The organism is Actinosynnema pretiosum, assembly GCF_002354875.1.
GTDB lineage: Bacteria > Actinomycetota > Actinomycetes > Mycobacteriales > Pseudonocardiaceae > Actinosynnema > Actinosynnema auranticum.
In genome coordinates this window covers 7934876-7950390 of the sequence record NZ_CP023445.1, presented here as the reverse complement: position 1 = coordinate 7950390, position 15515 = coordinate 7934876, and the positions used below count along the sequence as shown (strand labels likewise).

18 protein-coding genes are annotated in these 15515 nt (G+C 74.5%); 8 read left to right on the top strand and 10 right to left on the bottom strand.

Annotation, left to right across the window (positions count from 1 at the left end; all coding sequences use genetic code 11):
• Positions 1-44: 44 nt before the first annotated feature.
• From CNX65_RS34260 to CNX65_RS34250, 3 genes are all read left to right on the top strand, one after another.
• Entirely contained in the window at positions 45-431 is a 387-nt protein-coding gene (locus tag CNX65_RS34260; RefSeq protein ID WP_096497396.1) for a DUF2784 domain-containing protein, read from the top strand.
• Between the two features lie 127 nt (positions 432-558).
• Positions 559-1266, top strand: coding sequence for a TrmH family RNA methyltransferase (locus tag CNX65_RS34255; RefSeq protein WP_096497395.1), 708 nt, complete (start codon positions 559-561; stop codon positions 1264-1266).
• Between the two features lie 18 nt (positions 1267-1284).
• Positions 1285-2400, top strand: a complete 1116-nt coding sequence (locus CNX65_RS34250) for a glycoside hydrolase family 76 protein (protein WP_096497394.1) — start codon at positions 1285-1287, stop codon at positions 2398-2400.
• Between the two features lie 28 nt (positions 2401-2428).
• On the opposite strand, the gene CNX65_RS34245 is transcribed toward CNX65_RS34250, so the two are convergent.
• On the bottom strand, positions 2429-3376 hold the full coding sequence (locus CNX65_RS34245; RefSeq protein WP_096498142.1) for a LacI family DNA-binding transcriptional regulator: 948 nt from the start codon (positions 3374-3376) through the stop codon (positions 2429-2431).
• 78 nt (positions 3377-3454) lie between these two features.
• Here CNX65_RS34245 and CNX65_RS34240 point away from each other — a divergent pair, with 78 nt between their 5' ends.
• Both CNX65_RS34240 and CNX65_RS34235 read left to right on the top strand, forming a co-directional pair.
• A complete protein-coding gene (locus CNX65_RS34240; RefSeq protein ID WP_096497393.1) occupies positions 3455-4375 on the top strand; it encodes a PfkB family carbohydrate kinase in 921 nt (306 codons plus the stop codon).
• Complete coding sequence (locus CNX65_RS34235; RefSeq protein ID WP_096498141.1) at positions 4357-4992, top strand: nucleoside/nucleotide kinase family protein; 636 nt, start codon at positions 4357-4359, stop codon at positions 4990-4992. The genes CNX65_RS34240 and CNX65_RS34235 overlap by 19 nt, the downstream gene beginning before the upstream one ends.
• Before the next feature lie 15 nt (positions 4993-5007).
• Here CNX65_RS34235 and CNX65_RS34230 read toward each other — a convergent pair whose 3' ends face one another.
• Positions 5008-5682: a DedA family protein gene (locus CNX65_RS34230; RefSeq protein ID WP_096497392.1), complete on the bottom strand. Its 675-nt coding sequence runs from the start codon at positions 5680-5682 to the stop codon at positions 5008-5010.
• A gap of 118 nt (positions 5683-5800) precedes the next feature.
• Between CNX65_RS34230 and CNX65_RS34225 the strand changes: the two genes are divergently transcribed.
• Entirely contained in the window at positions 5801-7186 is a 1386-nt protein-coding gene (locus CNX65_RS34225) for an FAD-binding oxidoreductase (protein WP_096497391.1), read from the top strand.
• Positions 7187-7192: 6 nt separating this feature from the next.
• Here the strand turns inward: CNX65_RS34225 and CNX65_RS34220 are convergent, their stop codons facing one another.
• From CNX65_RS34220 to CNX65_RS34200, 5 genes are all read right to left on the bottom strand, one after another.
• Positions 7193-7942, bottom strand: a complete 750-nt coding sequence (locus tag CNX65_RS34220) for a DedA family protein (protein WP_096497390.1) — start codon at positions 7940-7942, stop codon at positions 7193-7195.
• A 9-nt stretch (positions 7943-7951) separates the two neighbouring features.
• Entirely contained in the window at positions 7952-8782 is an 831-nt protein-coding gene (locus tag CNX65_RS34215) for a hypothetical protein (protein WP_096497389.1), read from the bottom strand.
• Positions 8783-8786: 4 nt separating this feature from the next.
• On the bottom strand, positions 8787-9944 hold the full coding sequence (nagA, locus tag CNX65_RS34210; RefSeq protein ID WP_096497388.1) for an N-acetylglucosamine-6-phosphate deacetylase: 1158 nt from the start codon (positions 9942-9944) through the stop codon (positions 8787-8789).
• Positions 9941-10840, bottom strand: a complete 900-nt coding sequence (locus CNX65_RS34205; RefSeq protein WP_096498140.1) for an ROK family protein — start codon at positions 10838-10840, stop codon at positions 9941-9943. The genes nagA and CNX65_RS34205 overlap by 4 nt, the downstream gene beginning before the upstream one ends.
• A 190-nt stretch (positions 10841-11030) precedes the next feature.
• Entirely contained in the window at positions 11031-11609 is a 579-nt protein-coding gene (locus tag CNX65_RS34200; protein ID WP_015805594.1) for a SigE family RNA polymerase sigma factor, read from the bottom strand.
• Positions 11610-11672: 63 nt separating this feature from the next.
• Between CNX65_RS34200 and CNX65_RS34195 the strand changes: the two genes are divergently transcribed.
• Entirely contained in the window at positions 11673-11960 is a 288-nt protein-coding gene (locus tag CNX65_RS34195) for a YciI family protein (protein WP_096497387.1), read from the top strand.
• A 21-nt stretch (positions 11961-11981) separates the two neighbouring features.
• Here CNX65_RS34195 and CNX65_RS34190 read toward each other — a convergent pair whose 3' ends face one another.
• From CNX65_RS34190 to CNX65_RS34180, 3 genes are all read right to left on the bottom strand, one after another.
• Positions 11982-12875 (bottom strand): short-chain dehydrogenase/reductase, encoded by an 894-nt coding sequence (locus CNX65_RS34190; protein ID WP_096497386.1) that lies wholly within the window; start codon positions 12873-12875, stop codon positions 11982-11984.
• A gap of 71 nt (positions 12876-12946) precedes the next feature.
• On the bottom strand, positions 12947-13882 hold the full coding sequence (locus CNX65_RS34185; protein WP_096497385.1) for an aldo/keto reductase: 936 nt from the start codon (positions 13880-13882) through the stop codon (positions 12947-12949).
• A gap of 148 nt (positions 13883-14030) precedes the next feature.
• Positions 14031-14315 carry a DUF427 domain-containing protein gene (locus CNX65_RS34180; protein ID WP_096497384.1) on the bottom strand — a complete coding sequence of 95 codons (285 nt, stop codon included), beginning with the start codon at positions 14313-14315 and terminating at the stop codon, positions 14031-14033.
• A gap of 95 nt (positions 14316-14410) precedes the next feature.
• Between CNX65_RS34180 and fbaA the strand changes: the two genes are divergently transcribed.
• A complete protein-coding gene (gene fbaA / locus CNX65_RS34175; protein WP_096497383.1) occupies positions 14411-15445 on the top strand; it encodes a class II fructose-bisphosphate aldolase in 1035 nt (344 codons plus the stop codon).
• Positions 15446-15515: the final 70 nt, after the last annotated feature.

Genomic DNA, 15515 nt, shown 5'->3' with positions numbered 1-15515 from the left:
CGGGTAGTCACTCCTAGGCTGCGAGGTACAGGAGGTTCCGGGGGATGGTCGCTCTCGCGCTCGCCGAACTCGTCGTGGTGCTGCACTACGCCGCACTGGTGTTCCTGGTCGTCGGGGGGTTCCTCGCCCGCAGGTGGCGCTGGTTGGTCTACCCGCACGTCGCGATGGCGGCGTGGGGGCTGTCGGTGGTGGTGTTCGCGCTCGACTGCCCGCTGACGATGCTGGAGAACGAGCTGCGCGTGCTCGGCGGGGAACCGCCGCTCACCAGGGGCTTCATCGACACCTACATCGACGGCGTGCTCTACCCGGAGTCGCTGGCCACGCCGGTGCAGGTGCTGGTGGCGGTGCTGGTGCTCGGCTCCTGGCTCTCGCTGGCCGCCCGGCACGGGCAGCGCTCGGCGTCGCCGCGCGAGGAGGCCGCGCCGCGCTGACGGTCCGGCGCCGGCAGTCCGGCACCGACGGTCCGGCGCTGACGGTCCAACGCTGGCGGTCCGGCGCTGACGTCCCGGCGCCCCGCGTCGCCTACGATGGCCCGGCCGTTCGAGTGACTGGAGCCGCGTGGCCGGGGAAGTGCTGCTGGAGGGGTTCCACGCGGTCAAGCACGCGCTGCGCTTCGGCGGCGCGGGCGCGGTCCGCGAGGTGCTGCTGACCGACCGGGACGCCGTCCTCGCGCTGGCCCGCTCGCACGCCCCCGACCTGGTCGACGCGTTCGCCGCGGTCGAACCGGTCACCGCCGCCGAGCTGGTCCGCCGCACCGGCCGCGCCCACCCCACCGGCGTCGCGGGCTTCGCCGCCCGGCCCGCCGCCGCCGTGCCGGGCCCCGACCGGGCCGCCCCGCTGGTGCTGCTGGACAACCCGCGCAACCTCGGCAACCTCGGGGCGGTCGTGCGCGTCGCCGCCGGTCTGGGCGCGAGCGGCGTGGTGTCGACCGGCGACGTCGACCCGTGGCACCCGAACGTGCTGCGCGGCAGCGCCGGGCTGCACTACGCCCTGCCGGTCGCGCGGGTGGACGACCCGGCCGCGCTGGAGGGCGAGCTGTTCGCGTTCGACGCGGACGGCGAGCCGGTGGACCGGGTGCGGTTCCCGGACGGGGCCGTCCTGGCGTTCGGCTCGGAGCGGCACGGGCTGTCCGAGCGCACCCGCGCCCGCGCCGACCGCGTGGTGTCGCTGCCGATGCGCCCCCTGGTGTCCAGCTACAACCTGACCACGAGCGTCGCGATGGCGCTCTACCACTGGGACCTGCTCCGCCGGGCGGAAGATCGCTGAAGTGGTCACACTGGCCGGGTGACGACGCCGAAGCTGCACGCCGCCCGCGCCGGGGTGGCCGAGCGCGCCATCCGGTCAAGGCACCTGCGCAGCGTCTGGGGGCTGCCCGGCACCGCGCTCGGGCTCCGCGCCTGGCCGCCGGACCTGGGGGTCCGCGCGCACCGGAGCTTCGGCTACTGGTGGCAGGCGCACCTGGTCGACTGCGTCGTCGACGCCCAGCTCCGCGCCCCGCGCCTGTCCAGGGCCACCCTCGTCGAGCAGCTGGTGCGCGGCCTGCGGGTGCGCAACCTGACCGGCTGGACCAACGACTACTACGACGACGTCGCCTGGCTCGGGCTCGCCCTGCAGCGCGCGGCGGGCGTCGGCGTCCCCCGGCCGCGCGCCGTCGAGGCCGTCGCCACCCGGCTGCGCGAGGGCCTGACCGACCACGGCGGCGGCGGGTTGTGGTGGCGCAGGGGCGACGACTTCAAGAACGTGCCCGCCAACGGCCCCGCCGCGATCTTCTTCGCCCGCCGGGCCCGCGCGAGCGGCGACCGCGCCGACCTCGGCCGCGCCCGCTCGATCGTGGACTGGGTGGAGGACAACCTCGCCGACCCCGAGACCGGCCTGGTGTGGGACGGGCTGCACCTGCGCCCGGACGGCTCCGTCCGCGAGGTCGAGCGCGTGCTCTACACCTACTGCCAGGGCGTGCACCTGGGCGCCTGCCTGGAGATCGCGCGCTCCGGCGGCGGGCCGCGCTGGGCGGACCGGGCGGCGCGGGTGATCGCGGGCGTGGACCGGGAGCTGGCGGCGGACCGGGTGCTGCGCGGGCACGGCGGCGGCGACGGCGGGCTGTTCAGCGGCATCCTCGCCCGCTACCTCGCGCAGGCCGCGCTGCACCTGGACCGGCCGGAGGCGGTGCTCGCGGCGGAGCTGGTGGTGGCCTCGGCGGAGGCGGCGTGGGCCAACCGGTCCGCCGCGGTGTCCGGGCCGCTGTTCGGGCCCGACTGGGCGCGGCCCACCGGCGCGCCCGAGGCAGGCGCGGCGGAGCGGGACCTGTCGGTGCAGCTCGGCGGCTGGATGGTGCTGGAGGCGGCGGCGCTGCTGGAGGAGCGCGGCAGGGTGCCGCAGCGGCGGCTCACGGCGCGGGGGTGATCGGAGAGCCCGCGGCGCCCGCGCAGGTTCAGTGGCACCCGCACGAGCTGCGGTGCCGCAGCTCGGGGGCCAGCCGGATCGTCTCCGGCGTCCGCTCCGGCTCGGTGATCCGGGACAGCAGCAGCCGCACCGCCGTGCGCCCGATCTCCTCCACCGGCTGCGCCAGCGCGGTCAGCGGCGGGTCGACCAGCTCGGCCCACTCCACCTCGTCGTACGCCACCAGCGCCAGGTCCGAGCCGATCCGCACGTTCCGCGCCCGCGCCTCCCGCAGCACGTCCACCAGCGCCTGGTGCCCGCCGACCACCACCGCCGTCACCGACCCCAGCATCGGCCCCAGCGAGGTGCGCACCACGTCCTCGTCCCACGCCAGCCCGGCCCTGCCCAGCCCCAGCCGGTAGCCGAGCACCCGCTCGTCCGTCGTGGCCAGCCCCGGCGCGCCGGTGACCAGCCCGATCCGCCGGTGACCCAGCTCGGCCACGTGCGTGACCAGCGACGACGTCGCCTGCACGTTCTCCGGCCCCACCTGGTCCAGGTCCTTGGCCACCACCAGCCGGTCCACCAGCACCGTCGGCACGCCCAGCCGCCGCAGCTCCGGCAGCGCCGCGCTGCCCGACGTGGGCGTCAGCAGCACCCCGTCGACCCGCCGCGAGCGCAGCACCCGCACCGCCGCCTGCTCCGACTCCGCGCTCTCCCGCGTGTCGATCAGCACCAGCGCGTAGCCCGCCGCCGTCGCCTCGGCCTCGATCGCCGCGATCAGCTCCGCGAAGTACGGGTGCGACTCCAGCGACACCGCGAGCCCCAGCGACCTCGTGCCCCCGGTGACCAGCGACCGCGCGATCGCGTCCCCGGTGTACCCGGTCTCCTCGATGGCCTTGAGCACCCGGTCGCGCGTGCTCTCCGCCACCGACCGGGTCTCGTTCACCACGTGTGAGACGGTGGTGATCGACACCCCGGCGAGACTGGCGACCTCCCGCATGGTGACCACGAGCCAGCCCCCGTTCGCGCTGTCGCAAGCGATTGCGTGCGGACACTACCGACTAGGGAGCGACCACACGTGGCAGTTGTCCTGTGTGTCGGGCTGACGACCGTCGATGTCACCCAACAGGTGGATGAGTTCCCGGAACCGGGCGAAAAGATGCAGTCCCTCGCCGCCTTCACCTCACCCGGCGGTCCCGCCGCCAACGCGGCCACCGCCGTCGCCGCCCTCGGCCACCGCGCCGTCCTGGTCACCGCCGCGGGCTCCGACCCGCTCGGCGCGCTCGCCCTGCGCGGCCTCGCCGACCGCCGCGTCGAGGTGGTCGACACCGCCCCCGAGGACTTCCGGATCGCGCTCAGCATGGTCGTCGTGCGGGCGGGCGACGGCGAGCGCACCGTCGTGTCCCGCAACGCGGGCGGCCACCTGCCCGCCGTGCCCGCCGACCTGCCCGACCTGGTCGCCGAGGCGGACGTGCTGCTGCTCGACGGCCACCTCGGCCCGCTGGCGCTCGCCGCCGCCCGCTCGGCGCGCGGGCGCGGCGTGCCGGTGGTGCTGGACGCCGGGAGCTGGAAGCCTGTCCTGGACGACCTGCTGCCGCTGGTGGACGTCGCCGCCTGCTCGGCAGCCTTCCCGCTGACCGAGCGCGCGGTGCACGACCGGGGCGTGCCGCTGGTGATCCGGACGCGCGGCGCCCTCCCCGTGACCTGGTCGAACCGCGCCACCGCCGGAGCGGCGGGGGCGGGCACGACCCCGGCGGGGAGCGCGGGGCCCGACGGCGGCCCGGCGGTCTCGGCGGGCGAGGTCCCGGTGACCCCGGTGCCGGTGCGGGACACCAACGGCGCGGGCGACGTGTGGCACGGCGCGCTGGCGGTCGCCCTCGCGCGGCGCGAACCGGTGGCGCGGGCCGTCGCGTGGGCCAACGAGGTCGCGGCGGTCCGGGTGCGCAACCCGGCCGAGCGCTGGGTCGAGGAGTTGTGGCGGTGGCGGGACAGCGGGTGAGGTTCGAGGAGCTGGTCGAGCGGGCGAGGGCGCTCGCCACAGCCGGGGAGCGGCGGGTGCTCGGGATCGGCGGCGCGCCGGGATCGGGCAAGTCGACCCTGGCCAGGAGGCTGGTGGACGAGCTCGGGCCGGACGCGGCCCTGGTCGAGATGGACGGCTTCCACCTCGCGCAGCGGGAGCTGGAGCGGCTCGGCGCCGCCGAGCGCAAGGGCGCGCCGGACACGTTCGACGTGTCCGGCTACGCCGACCTGCTGGGCAGGCTCAAGGCGCACGGCCCCGACGTGGTGTACGCGCCGGAGTTCCGCCGCGAGATCGAGGAGCCGGTGGCCTGCGCGGTGCCGGTCGACCCGGCCGTGCCGCTCGTGGTCACCGAGGGGAACTACCTGCTGCTCCAGTACGAGAAGTGGAAGCGGGTGCGGCTCGTGCTGGACGAGGCGTGGTTCCTGCGGATCGACGAGGACCTGCGGGTGCGGCGGCTGGTCGAGCGGCACGTCCGCTACGGCAGGCCCGAGGCCGAGGCGCGCGAGCGGGTGCTGCGCGGCAGCGACCACGTCAACGCGCTCATGGTGAACTCGTCCAGCGCGGGGGCCGACCTGGTGATCGCGGAAGTGCGCTGAGCGGGGGCCGGTGGGTCAGCGCGGCGCGGCCACGTCCTCGACCGTCTCGTCCACCGGCTTGCGCACCTCCTGGCGGTAGCGCCACACGCCGACGCCGGTGCCGATCACGAAGAACGCGACGCTCACCACGACCGCCGCCGTCTCCAGCCACGGCACCGCCGTGAGCAGCCCGGCCGCGTAGTAGCCCGCGAGCACCAGGGTCGGCACCCAGGCCAGCGCGCCCACCGTCGTGGCCAGCGCGAACCGCCTCGGGTTCATCCCGGCCGCGCCCGCGATCATCGGCGCGAACGTGCGGATCCACGGGATCCACCTGGCCAGCACGATCGCCCAGAAGCCCCGGCGGTCCAGGAACTCGCGCGCGCGTTCCAGGTTCTCCTTGTTCAGGATCTTCCCGCCGCGCCTGGCGAGCAGCCGGGTGCCGCCCGTGCGGCCGATGTAGTAGCCGATCTGGTTGCCCACCACGGCCACCACCATCGCGGCGGCCGACAGCAGCCAGGCGCTCAGCTCGCTGTCGTGCTGGGCCAGCACGACGCCCGCCGCGAACAGCAGCGAGTCGCCGGGCAGGAACAGCCCGAAGATGAACGCGCACTCGAAGAACACGAAGCTGAGGGTGATCACCCACACCGCGAGGGGACCTGCCTGCTCCAAGGAGAAGAGCCCGGCGGCATGGGTCGAAGCGGACAGCACCACGGAACGCAGGGTACGTGGGCCGGACGGGTCCGCACGGCGATCTCGGCACATCGTGTTGCCGAAAGTTCGGTGACGCGCGGTGGTCGCGCGAGCGCCCGGCTGTCCCTAACGTGGTGGCATGGAGCCTCTGCTGGCCGCGCTCCGCACCGCCGTCGGACCACGGGCGGTGCTGACCGACACCGACGTCACCTCGGCCTACGAGCGGGACATGATGCCGCTCGCCCCGCACGGGTCACCGCTGGCGGTGGTGCTGCCGTCCACGGCGGCGCAGGTGCAGGACGTGGTCAGGGCGTGCGCGGCGGCCGGGGTGCCGATCGTGCCGCGCGGCGCGGGCAGCGGGCTGTCCGGGGCGGCCAACGCGCTGCCCGGCTGCGTCGTGCTGGTCACCACGAGGATGAACGCGATCGTGGAGGTCGACCCGGCGAACCGGCTGGCCGTGGTCGAGCCGGGCGTGGTCAACCTCGACCTGCGCAAGGCGGTGGAGGCGCACGGGCTGTTCTACCCGCCCGACCCGTCCAGCTACGACTGGTGCACGATCGGCGGCAACCTGGCCACGAACGCGGGCGGGCTGTGCTGCGTCAAGTACGGCGTCACCACCGACTCGGTGCTCGGGCTGGAGGTCGTGCTGGCCAGCGGCGAGCTGCTCAGGACCGGCCGCCGCACGGTCAAGGGCGTCGCGGGCTACGACCTGACCAAGCTCTTCGTCGGCAGCGAGGGCACCCTCGGCGTCATCACGCGGGCGACGCTGGCGCTGCGCCCCCTGCCCCAGGCCCCGGCCACGCTGGTCGCCACGTTCGACAGCACCTCGGCGGCGGGGGCGGCGGTCACCGGGGTGGTGCGCGCGGGCGTCGTGCCCTCGCTGATGGAGATCATGGACCGCTCGTCCGTCCAGGCCGTCGAGCGGTACCTGCGCACCGACCTGGGCGCGGGCGCGGCGGTGCTGCTGTGCCAGTCGGACTCGGGCGGCGAGGCGGCCCTGCGCGAGCTGGGCGAGGTCGCGCGGGTGTGCGAGGCCGCGGGCGCCGAGCTGGTGCACACCACCGACGACCCGGCCGAGGGCGCCGACCTGCTGGCCGCGCGGCGGGCGGTGCTGACCGCGCTGGAGGTCTACGGGACCTGGCTGACGGACGACGTGTGCGTGCCGAGGACCCGGATCGCCGACCTCATCACCGGGTGCGAGGCGATCGCCGAGGACGTGCGGCTGCGGATCGCGGTGGTCGGGCACGCCGGGGACGGCAACATGCACCCGACGATCGTCTACGACCCGGCGTCCGCCGACGAGGCGGAGCGGGCGCTGGCGGCGTTCGAGCGGATCCTCGCGCTGGGGCTCGACCTCGGCGGCACGGTCACCGGGGAGCACGGCGTCGGGAAGGTCAAGCAGGCCTGGCTGGAGCGCGAGGCCGGACCGGTGGCCCTGCGGGTCCACCGCGACCTGAAGCGCGCGCTGGACCCGCAGGGGCTGTTCAACCCCGGTTCGATGTTCAGCCCCCGACCGGGGGGCTGAGGGCGGTCAGCCCTCGATCCGGCGGATGTGCTGCGTGGCCTCCGGGTCGGAGACCTGCTGGAACTGCTGGGTGATGTCGTCGGCCTCGGCCTGCACGAGGGTCTTGTTCTCGCGGCGGGCCTTGACGAACTCGATGATGATCGGCACGACGGAGATCAGCACGATCAGGATCAGCATCATCTCGATGTTGTTCCGGACGAACTCGATCTGGCCGAGGAAGTAGCCGAGGACCGTCAGGCCCGCGGCCCAGGCCGCGCCGCCGATCAGGGAGTAGGTGAAGAACTTCTTGGCGTCCATGCGGCCGACGCCCGCCATGGCGGTGATGAAGGTGCGCACGATCGGCACGAACCGCGCCATCACGATCGCGCGGGCGCCGTACTTGTCGAAGAACTGAGTCGTCTTGTCGACGTACTCCTTCTTGAAGATCTTGGAGTCCGGCTTGGCGAACAGCGCGGGACCGGCGCGGTGGCCGATCCAGTAGCCGACGACGTTGCCGATGAACGCGCACGCGGTGAGGAGCACGCAGACCAACCAGAGCGGGTAGTCCAGCAGTCCGTTCGCGACGAAGAGGCCCGAGGTGAACAACAGGGAGTCACCGGGCAGGAAGAAGCCGACCAGCAGGCCGCACTCCGCGAAGATGATGAAGCACAACCCGACCAGCATGTACGGACCCAGTCCGTTCAGCAGGTACTCGGGGTTGAGCCAGTCCGGGCCGAGGGCGACCGAAGTGGTGGGCGCGACCGTCACCTCGACCACGGTACAGGCTCAACTGAGGGTGATGACGGCGGCGACGGTGCCCGCAGCGAGGCCGAGCAGCACCGACAGCAGCAGCACCCAGCCAGCGGGTAGAGCTGGGGTTTTGCGGTCTTCGGGCGCTTCGTCCGAGTAGTCGGTGATGTCCGTATCGCCGGGGTCGAGGAAGTCGGGGTGGTCCGGGTAGGCCGGGTTCCCGTGCTCGTCCGTGCGGGAGCGGAACGGGGGGACGCCGAGCGCCTGGAGCGCGGGCGGGAGGGGGGCGAAGCCGCCGCTGCCGGAGGTCTGGGTGAGGGCCTCGGGGGCGGGGGGCGCCGGTTCGGGGGTCGCTGGAGGGGTGGGGGGTTCGTCACTCGCAGTGACCTCGGGGGTGAGGGCTTCGCCCGACCCGGCGGCGGCGGGCTCCTCGACGGCGGGCTCCGGTTCCGGCTTCGGCTCGGGCTCCGGTTCCGGCTTCGCGGAGGGCGTGGTCCCCGGCTTCGTCTCCACCGGAGGCGCGGGGGTGGTCTCGGGCTCCTCGCCCAGGGGCTCTGCCCCGGCGGCGTCCCCGGTCGCCTCCTCGGAGGGCGGGTCGGCCTCGGCGGTCTCCGCTGCCGGTTCGGCCACGCTCTTCGGCCCACCCCCGGCGCCCGGCTCGGCCTCGCTCTCCGGCTCGGCCGCTGTCTCCGGTTCGGCCTGCACGGGGGCGGTCGCCGTCGCCTCGGCGTCGGCCACCCCCGGCTTCTCGGCTGTCGGCTTGGCGGGCGCGGTGGTGCGGTCCGCGGCCTCGGCGGCGGGCAGACCACCGCCGGTGGCCTCGGCGCGCGACGCCTCGGCCACCGGCTCCTCCTGCTCATCGGGCACGGGGTCAGTCTTTCACCCAGGCGCCCCGGCTCATCACCTCGCGGGGCCGCAGGTCGGCGTCCAGCACCACCAGGTCGGCGGCCAGGCCCTCGGCGATCCGGCCGGTCTCCCCGGCCAGCCCCAGCAGCTCGGCGGGCCTCGCCGACGTGGCGCGCACCGCCTCCACCACGTCCAGCCCGCAGCCGGTCACCGCGTTGCGGAACGCCGCGTCCATGGTCAGCGTGCTGCCCGCGAGCGAACCGCCGCCCGCCAGCGTCGGCACGCCGTCCACCACGCGCACCTCCAGCCCGCCGATGTCGTACACGCCGTCGCCGACGCCCGCCGCCGCGATCGCGTCCGTGACCAGCACCGTCCGCCCCGCCCCGGCGTGCCGCGCGGCCAGCCGCACGGTCGTCGGGTGCAGGTGCACCAGGTCGCAGATCAGCTCGACGGTCACCCGCTCGTCGTCCAGCAGCGCGCCGATCGGGCCCGGCTCGCGGTGGTGCAGCGGGCGCATCCCGTTGAACAGGTGCGTCGCGACCGTCGCGCCCGCGTCCACGGCGGGCCGCACCTGCGCCTCGGTGGCGTCGGTGTGCCCGATCGCGGCGATCGCGCCGCTGTCCACCAGGCGCCGCACCGCGTCCACGGCGTGCTCCAGCTCCGGCGCCACCGTCACCATCCGCACCGCGCCCCTGCCCGCGCGCAGCAGCGCGTCCAGCGAGCCCCGGTCCGGGGGGCACAGGATCGCCGGGTCGTGCGCGCCGCAGCGCGCCGCCGACAGGAACGGCCCCTCCAGGTGCACGCCCGCGACCACGCCGTCGTCCACCAGCTCGGCCAGCGCGGCGACCTGCCCGGCCAGCTCCGGCACCGGCCGGGACACCAGGCTGGCGAGCATCGTCGTCGTGCCGCGCCTGCGGTGCGCGTCGGCGGCCTTGCGCACCTTGTCCGGGTCCCCGCTGGTGAACGCCTCACCGCCGCCCCCGTGGCAGTGGATGTCGATGAAGCCGGGCACCAGCAGCGCCCCGCCGAGGTCGGTCACCGGGCCCTCGGGAGCGGTCCCGGAGCCCACCGCCGCGATCCGGCCGTCCCGGACCGCCACCCACCCGTCGTCGAGCACCCCGTCCGGCGTGACGACCCGACCTCCCGCCAGGGTCACGTCCACCGGTCCACCCCACGTGCTCATGTCTCCTCCAGCATGTCGATGGCCAGCAGCGCGGCCCCGAGGCGTCCCGCCCCGTCGCCCAGCTCCGCCAGCCGCAGTTCCGGGAGCCGCTGGAACGAGGCGAGCTCGTCCAGCCGCCCCCGCAGGGGGTCGGTGAGCAGCGGACCGGCCAGCGCCAGCCCGCCGCCCAGCACCACCAGCTCAGGGCCGAGCAGCGCGGCCACCAGCAGGATGCCCCTGGCCAGGGCGTCCACCGCCTCGCGCCACACCGCCGCCGCGGCGGGATCGCCCGCCCGGAGGAGCGCGGCCACGTCGGCGGCCCCCGCGACCGCGCGCCCGGTCAGGGAGGAGTACCGCCTGGCGATGGCCGCCGACGACGCCCGCGCCTCGACGCACCCGGTCTGCCCGCACCCGCACGGGTCGCCGTGCCCGACGTCCACGTGCCCGACCTCGCCGGGCAGGGCCCGCACCCGGCCGTCCACGACCAGCGCGGCGGCGATGCCGGTGCCGATGGGCAGCACGACGGCGTTGCGCGAGCCCCTGGCCGCGCCGAGGCGCAGCTCGGCGAGACCGCCCGCGCGCACGTCGTGGCCGAAGGCGACCGGGAGGCCCGCGGCCGAGGCGACCTCGGCGGCGAAGGGGAAGTCGCGCCAGCCGAGGTTGGCGGAGTAGACGCCCGTGCCGCTCGCCTCGTCCACCAGACCGGGGACGACCAGGCCGATCGCGGCGGGGGCCTCGGCGCCGCGCAAGCGCTTGCCCAGGGTGACGACCTCGGCCACGACGGCGCGCGCGGTCGCCTCGCCGGTGTCGCGGCGCGGCGTGGGGACGCGCAGCTCGCGCACCGGTCGGGCTCCCTCGGGGGAGGCCTCGACCAGCGCGGCTTTCGTCTCGGTGCCGCCGACGTCGACGGCGATCACGTGCTGGGTTCGCGCCACGGGGACCGATACTGCGCCATGCACCCGTCATTGGTCTATACCAAGTTCCGTTTTGGGAGCACGGTCGCGCCCACTGGGACGGAACGGCCGAACGGGTGGCGGCCCCGACCGCCCCCGCGCGTCAAAGGGCCCCCGCGCTGGCGCGCGGGGGCCCGGTGTCCGTGCGGGCTGCCTAGTTGCTGGCCATGATCTTCTGCAGCGCGTCCAGCGCCCGGCTGGCGGTGGACTTCACCGTGCCCTTGGAGATGCCGGTGGCCTCCGCGATCTCGGCCTCCGACAGGTCGCCGTAGTACCGCAGCACCAGCACCTCGCGCTGCCTCGGCGGCAGCTGCGACAGGGCGGCCACGACCGCCTGGTGCTCCGCCGTCAGCATCGCCAGGCTCTCCGCCGAGCGGGCGTTCGCCACGTGCGGCGGGGTGTAGTCGCGCGCGGTCTTGCGGCGGCGCAGGACGCTGCGCGAGCCGTTCACCACGGCGGTGCGCAGGTAGCCGACCGCCGCCTGGGCGTCGCGCAGGTTCGACCAGTTGCGGTGCAGGCCGGTGAACGCCTCCTGCACCACGTCCTCCGCCGTGGCGGGCTCGTCGACCAGCAGCAGCGCCAGCCGGATGAGCCGCATCCGGTGCTGGCGGTACAGGTCCTCGAGTGTCAGCGGGCCTGTTGGCGCGGGCGCGATCCCGTCCTGGATGCGCAGGTTCGTCAGAGTGTCCTGTACGCGCGCGACACCGCCGCTGTTCTGTCCGGGACCGACCACGGCGCAGACGTTACCCCGTGCCGGGGTAGCTTCGGCGGGCGTACGGAACATGCGGAGGGCGGAATGGCGAGGTTCGCGGTCGAGCTGGTCTACGGCGACGACGAGGCCAAGCGGCTTGAGGTGCGCCCGGCGCACCGCGTCTACCTGCGGGAGCTCCAGGAGCGCGGGGTGCTGCTCGCGGCAGGCCCCTACGCGGACGAGACCGGCGCGCTGCTGGTCTACGAGGCCGCCGACGAGGACGAGCTGCGCGCGCTGCTCGACGCCGACCCGTACGCCCCCGCGGGCGTGGTCGCCGAGATCCGCGTGCACGAGTGGAAGGCGCTCCTGGGCAGCTGGGTCACCGGCGCCTGAGCCCCGGTCCCGGCGGGCGCGTCACTCCCGAGCGCCCGCCGCGGCCCCGCCCGGCCCCACCAGGCCCGAGCTGTCCGCCTCGGCCATCAGCCGGTCGGCCTCGGCCATCCGGCCCGCCGAGCGGCGCGTCACCAGCCCCGGCAGCGCGCCCCTGACCAGCTTCGCCACCGCCACCCAGCGCGGCGCGTGCACCGAGGCCGACCGCCTGGCCACCGCGCGCACCAGCGCCTTCCCGGCCGCCTCCACCGAGTGCACCCGCCCGGCCGGACCGGGCAGCGAGCGGCGCAGCGGCCCCACCACCGGGTGCTCGTGCACCCCGTCCACCATGTCGGTCGACACCCACGAGAAGTACGCGACCCCGACGTCCACGCCCAGGTGCCGCACCTCCGCGCGCAGGCTGTCCGCGAACGCCTCGCAGCCCGCCTTGGCCGCCGAGTACGCCGCGTTGCCCGGCACGTGCGCGATCGCCGCGAGCGAGGACACCACCAGGCAGTAGCCCCGGCTCTCCACCAGGTGCGGCAGGCAGGCCCGGACGGTGCGCCACACCCCGAGCAGGTTCACCTCGATCACCCGCTCGAACACCCCAGGGTCCATCGACCGGGCGAACCCGGCCGCCGCGACCCCGGCGTTGGCGATCACCGCGTCCAACCGCCCGTAGTGCGCCACCGCGGCGTCCACGGCCGCCCGCAGCGCCTCGGCGTCGGTCACGTCCGCCTCCCACGCCTGGCCGCCGCACTCGCGGGCGACCTCGCGCAGCAGCTCCCCCTCCAGGCCCACCAGCGCGACCCGCGCCCCGCGCGCGGCGAGCCGCCTCGCGGTGTCGGCGCCGATCCCCCTGGCCGCGCCGGTGATCAGCACGACCCGGTCGGCGACCCCCTTGCCGCCCCTACCCGCGACGTTCCCGGAGACGACCACAGCGACCTCCTCGAACAGGTGAACGAGGAGGCCACCGTAGCCCGGTTCAACCGCCGTTAGCTACTGGCGAGTTAAACATCGCTGGCGGCGCTCAGCCGCGCGACCTCCTCGGCCGACAGGTCCAGGGTCAGGGCGGGCAGCAGCTGCTCCAGCTGCTCCACCGTGCGGGCGCTCGCGATCGGCGCGGCCACGGTCGGCTGCGCGGCCAGCCACGCCAGCGCCACCGCCGACTGCGACACCCCGCGCGCGTCCGCGACCTCGTCCAGCGCCGCCAGCACCGCCAGCCCGCGCTCGTCCAGGTACCGGGACGCGCCCGCCGCGCGCACGCTCTCCACCTCGACACCCGGCCGGTACTTGCCGGACAGGAAGCCCGACGCCAGCGAGGAGTACGGCAGCGACGGCAGCCCCAGCTCGGTCAGCGCGGGCGCCAGGTCGCGCTCGTACTCGCCCCGCTCCACCAGGTTGTACCTCGGCTGGAGCGCGACGAACCCGGCGAAGCCCTCCCGCTCGGCGATCGCCGCGGCCTCGCGCAGCCGGTCGCCGGAGAAGTTCGACGCGGCGGCGTAGCGGACCTTGCCCGCCCGCACCAGCCGGTCGTAGGCGGCCAGCGTCTCCACCAGCGGGGTCTCCGGGTCGTCCCGGTGCGCGTAGTACAGGTCGATCTGCTCCACGCCGAGCCTGCGCAGCGAGCCCTCGACGGCCTTCTCGATCGTCTCGCCCCGCTGGTTGTCCAGGCCCTCCAGCATCCCGACCTTCGTGGCGATCACCACGTCGTCCCGGCGACCGCGCTTGGCCAGCCAGGAGCCCAGCACGGTCTCGGACTCGCCGCCGGAGTGGCCGGGCGCCCAGGACGAGTAGACGTCGGCGGTGTCCACGAAGTTGCCGCCCGCCTCGGTGAACGCGTCCAGCACGGCGTGGGAGGCGGCCTCGTCCGCGCTCCACCCGAACACGTTGCCGCCCAGGTTGAGGCGCGAGACGTCGAGGTCGGTGGTGCCCAGTTTCGTCATGGACCCGACGCTAACCCCGCCCACCGCCGACGCGCCCGCCCGCGGCGGCCGGGTGCGACGTTCCGAACAGAGCGCGGGAGGCGGGAATAGCCGCACGGCTCCCCGACCGGACCGCCGGCCGGGGACCCGCCCGCCTTCCGTCAGGGCGTCACGGCGTGACCTCGACGCCCTTCCAGAACGCCACGTGGTTCTTGATGTTCGCCGCCGCCTCCAGCGGTTCCGCGTAGTACCAGGCGGCGTCCACGTTGTCCTCGCCGTTGACGTGGAGCGTGTAGTAGTTGGCAGTCCCCTTCCAGTGGCACACGGACGTGGTGTCCGAGGGCCGCAGGAACAGGGCGTGCACCGAATCGACCGGGAAGTAGTGGTTTCCCTCCACCACCTGGGTCTGGTCGCTCTCGGCGATGATCTCGCCGTTCCACCGTGCGATCGCCATGGGACCCACTATGCCGGTGATCATCATCTTCCGCTGAGCGGTGGTCGTAGGATCAACCGCGACAACGGTGTTCGGGCTCTGAGGAGGACCTACCGATGCCCATCGCAACTCCCGAGGTCTACGCCGAGATGCTTGACCGCGCCAAGGCGAACTCCTTCGCCTACCCCGCGATCAACGTGACCTCGTCCGAGACCCTGAACGCGGCCCTGCGAGGTTTCGCGGAGGCCGAGAGCGACGGGATCATCCAGGTCTCGACCGGCGGGGCCGAGTTCGCCTCGGGCACCAAGGTCAAGGACATGGTCACCGGCGCCGTCGCGCTGGCGGAGTTCGCGCACGTGGTCGCCGACAAGTACCCGGTGAACGTCGCGCTGCACACCGACCACTGCCCCAAGGACAAGCTGGACGGCTACGTCCGCCCGCTGATCGCGATCAGCCAGGAGCGCGTCGACAAGGGCCTCAACCCGCTGTTCCAGTCCCACATGTGGGACGGCTCCGCGGTGCCGCTCGACGAGAACCTGGAGATCGCGGCCGACCTGCTCGACCTGGCCGCCAAGGCCCGCATCATCCTCGAGATCGAGGTCGGCGTGGTCGGCGGCGAGGAGGACGGCGTCGACAACGAGATCAACGACAAGCTGTACACCACGCCCGAGGACTACCTGAAGACCGTCGCCGCCCTCGGCGCGGGCGAGAAGGGCCGCTACCTCGTGGCGGCGACCTTCGGCAACGTGCACGGCGTCTACAAGCCGGGCAACGTCAAGCTGCGCCCCGAGATCCTCAAGCAGGGCCAGGACGTGGTGGCCGAGAAGCTGGGCCTCCCGGCCGGCTCCAAGCCGTTCGACCTCGTCTTCCACGGCGGCTCCGGCTCGCTGCTGGAGGAGATCCACGAGGCGGTGTCCTACGGCGTCATCAAGATGAACATCGACACCGACACCCAGTACGCGTTCACCCGCCCGATCGTCGGCCACATGTTCGGCAACTACGACGGCGTGCTCAAGGTGGACGGCGAGGTCGGCAACAAGAAGGCGTACGACCCGCGCAGCTACCTCAAGGCCGCCGAGCAGGGCATGGCCGCCCGCATCGCCCAGGCGTGCGAGCACCTCAAGTCCTCCGGCCGGATGATCGCGGGCTGACCGTCCCGATCGGACGGTCGCGGCGCCCCCGGCACCGGGGGAGGCCGAAGACCGGGCAGAAGAGTGAGGC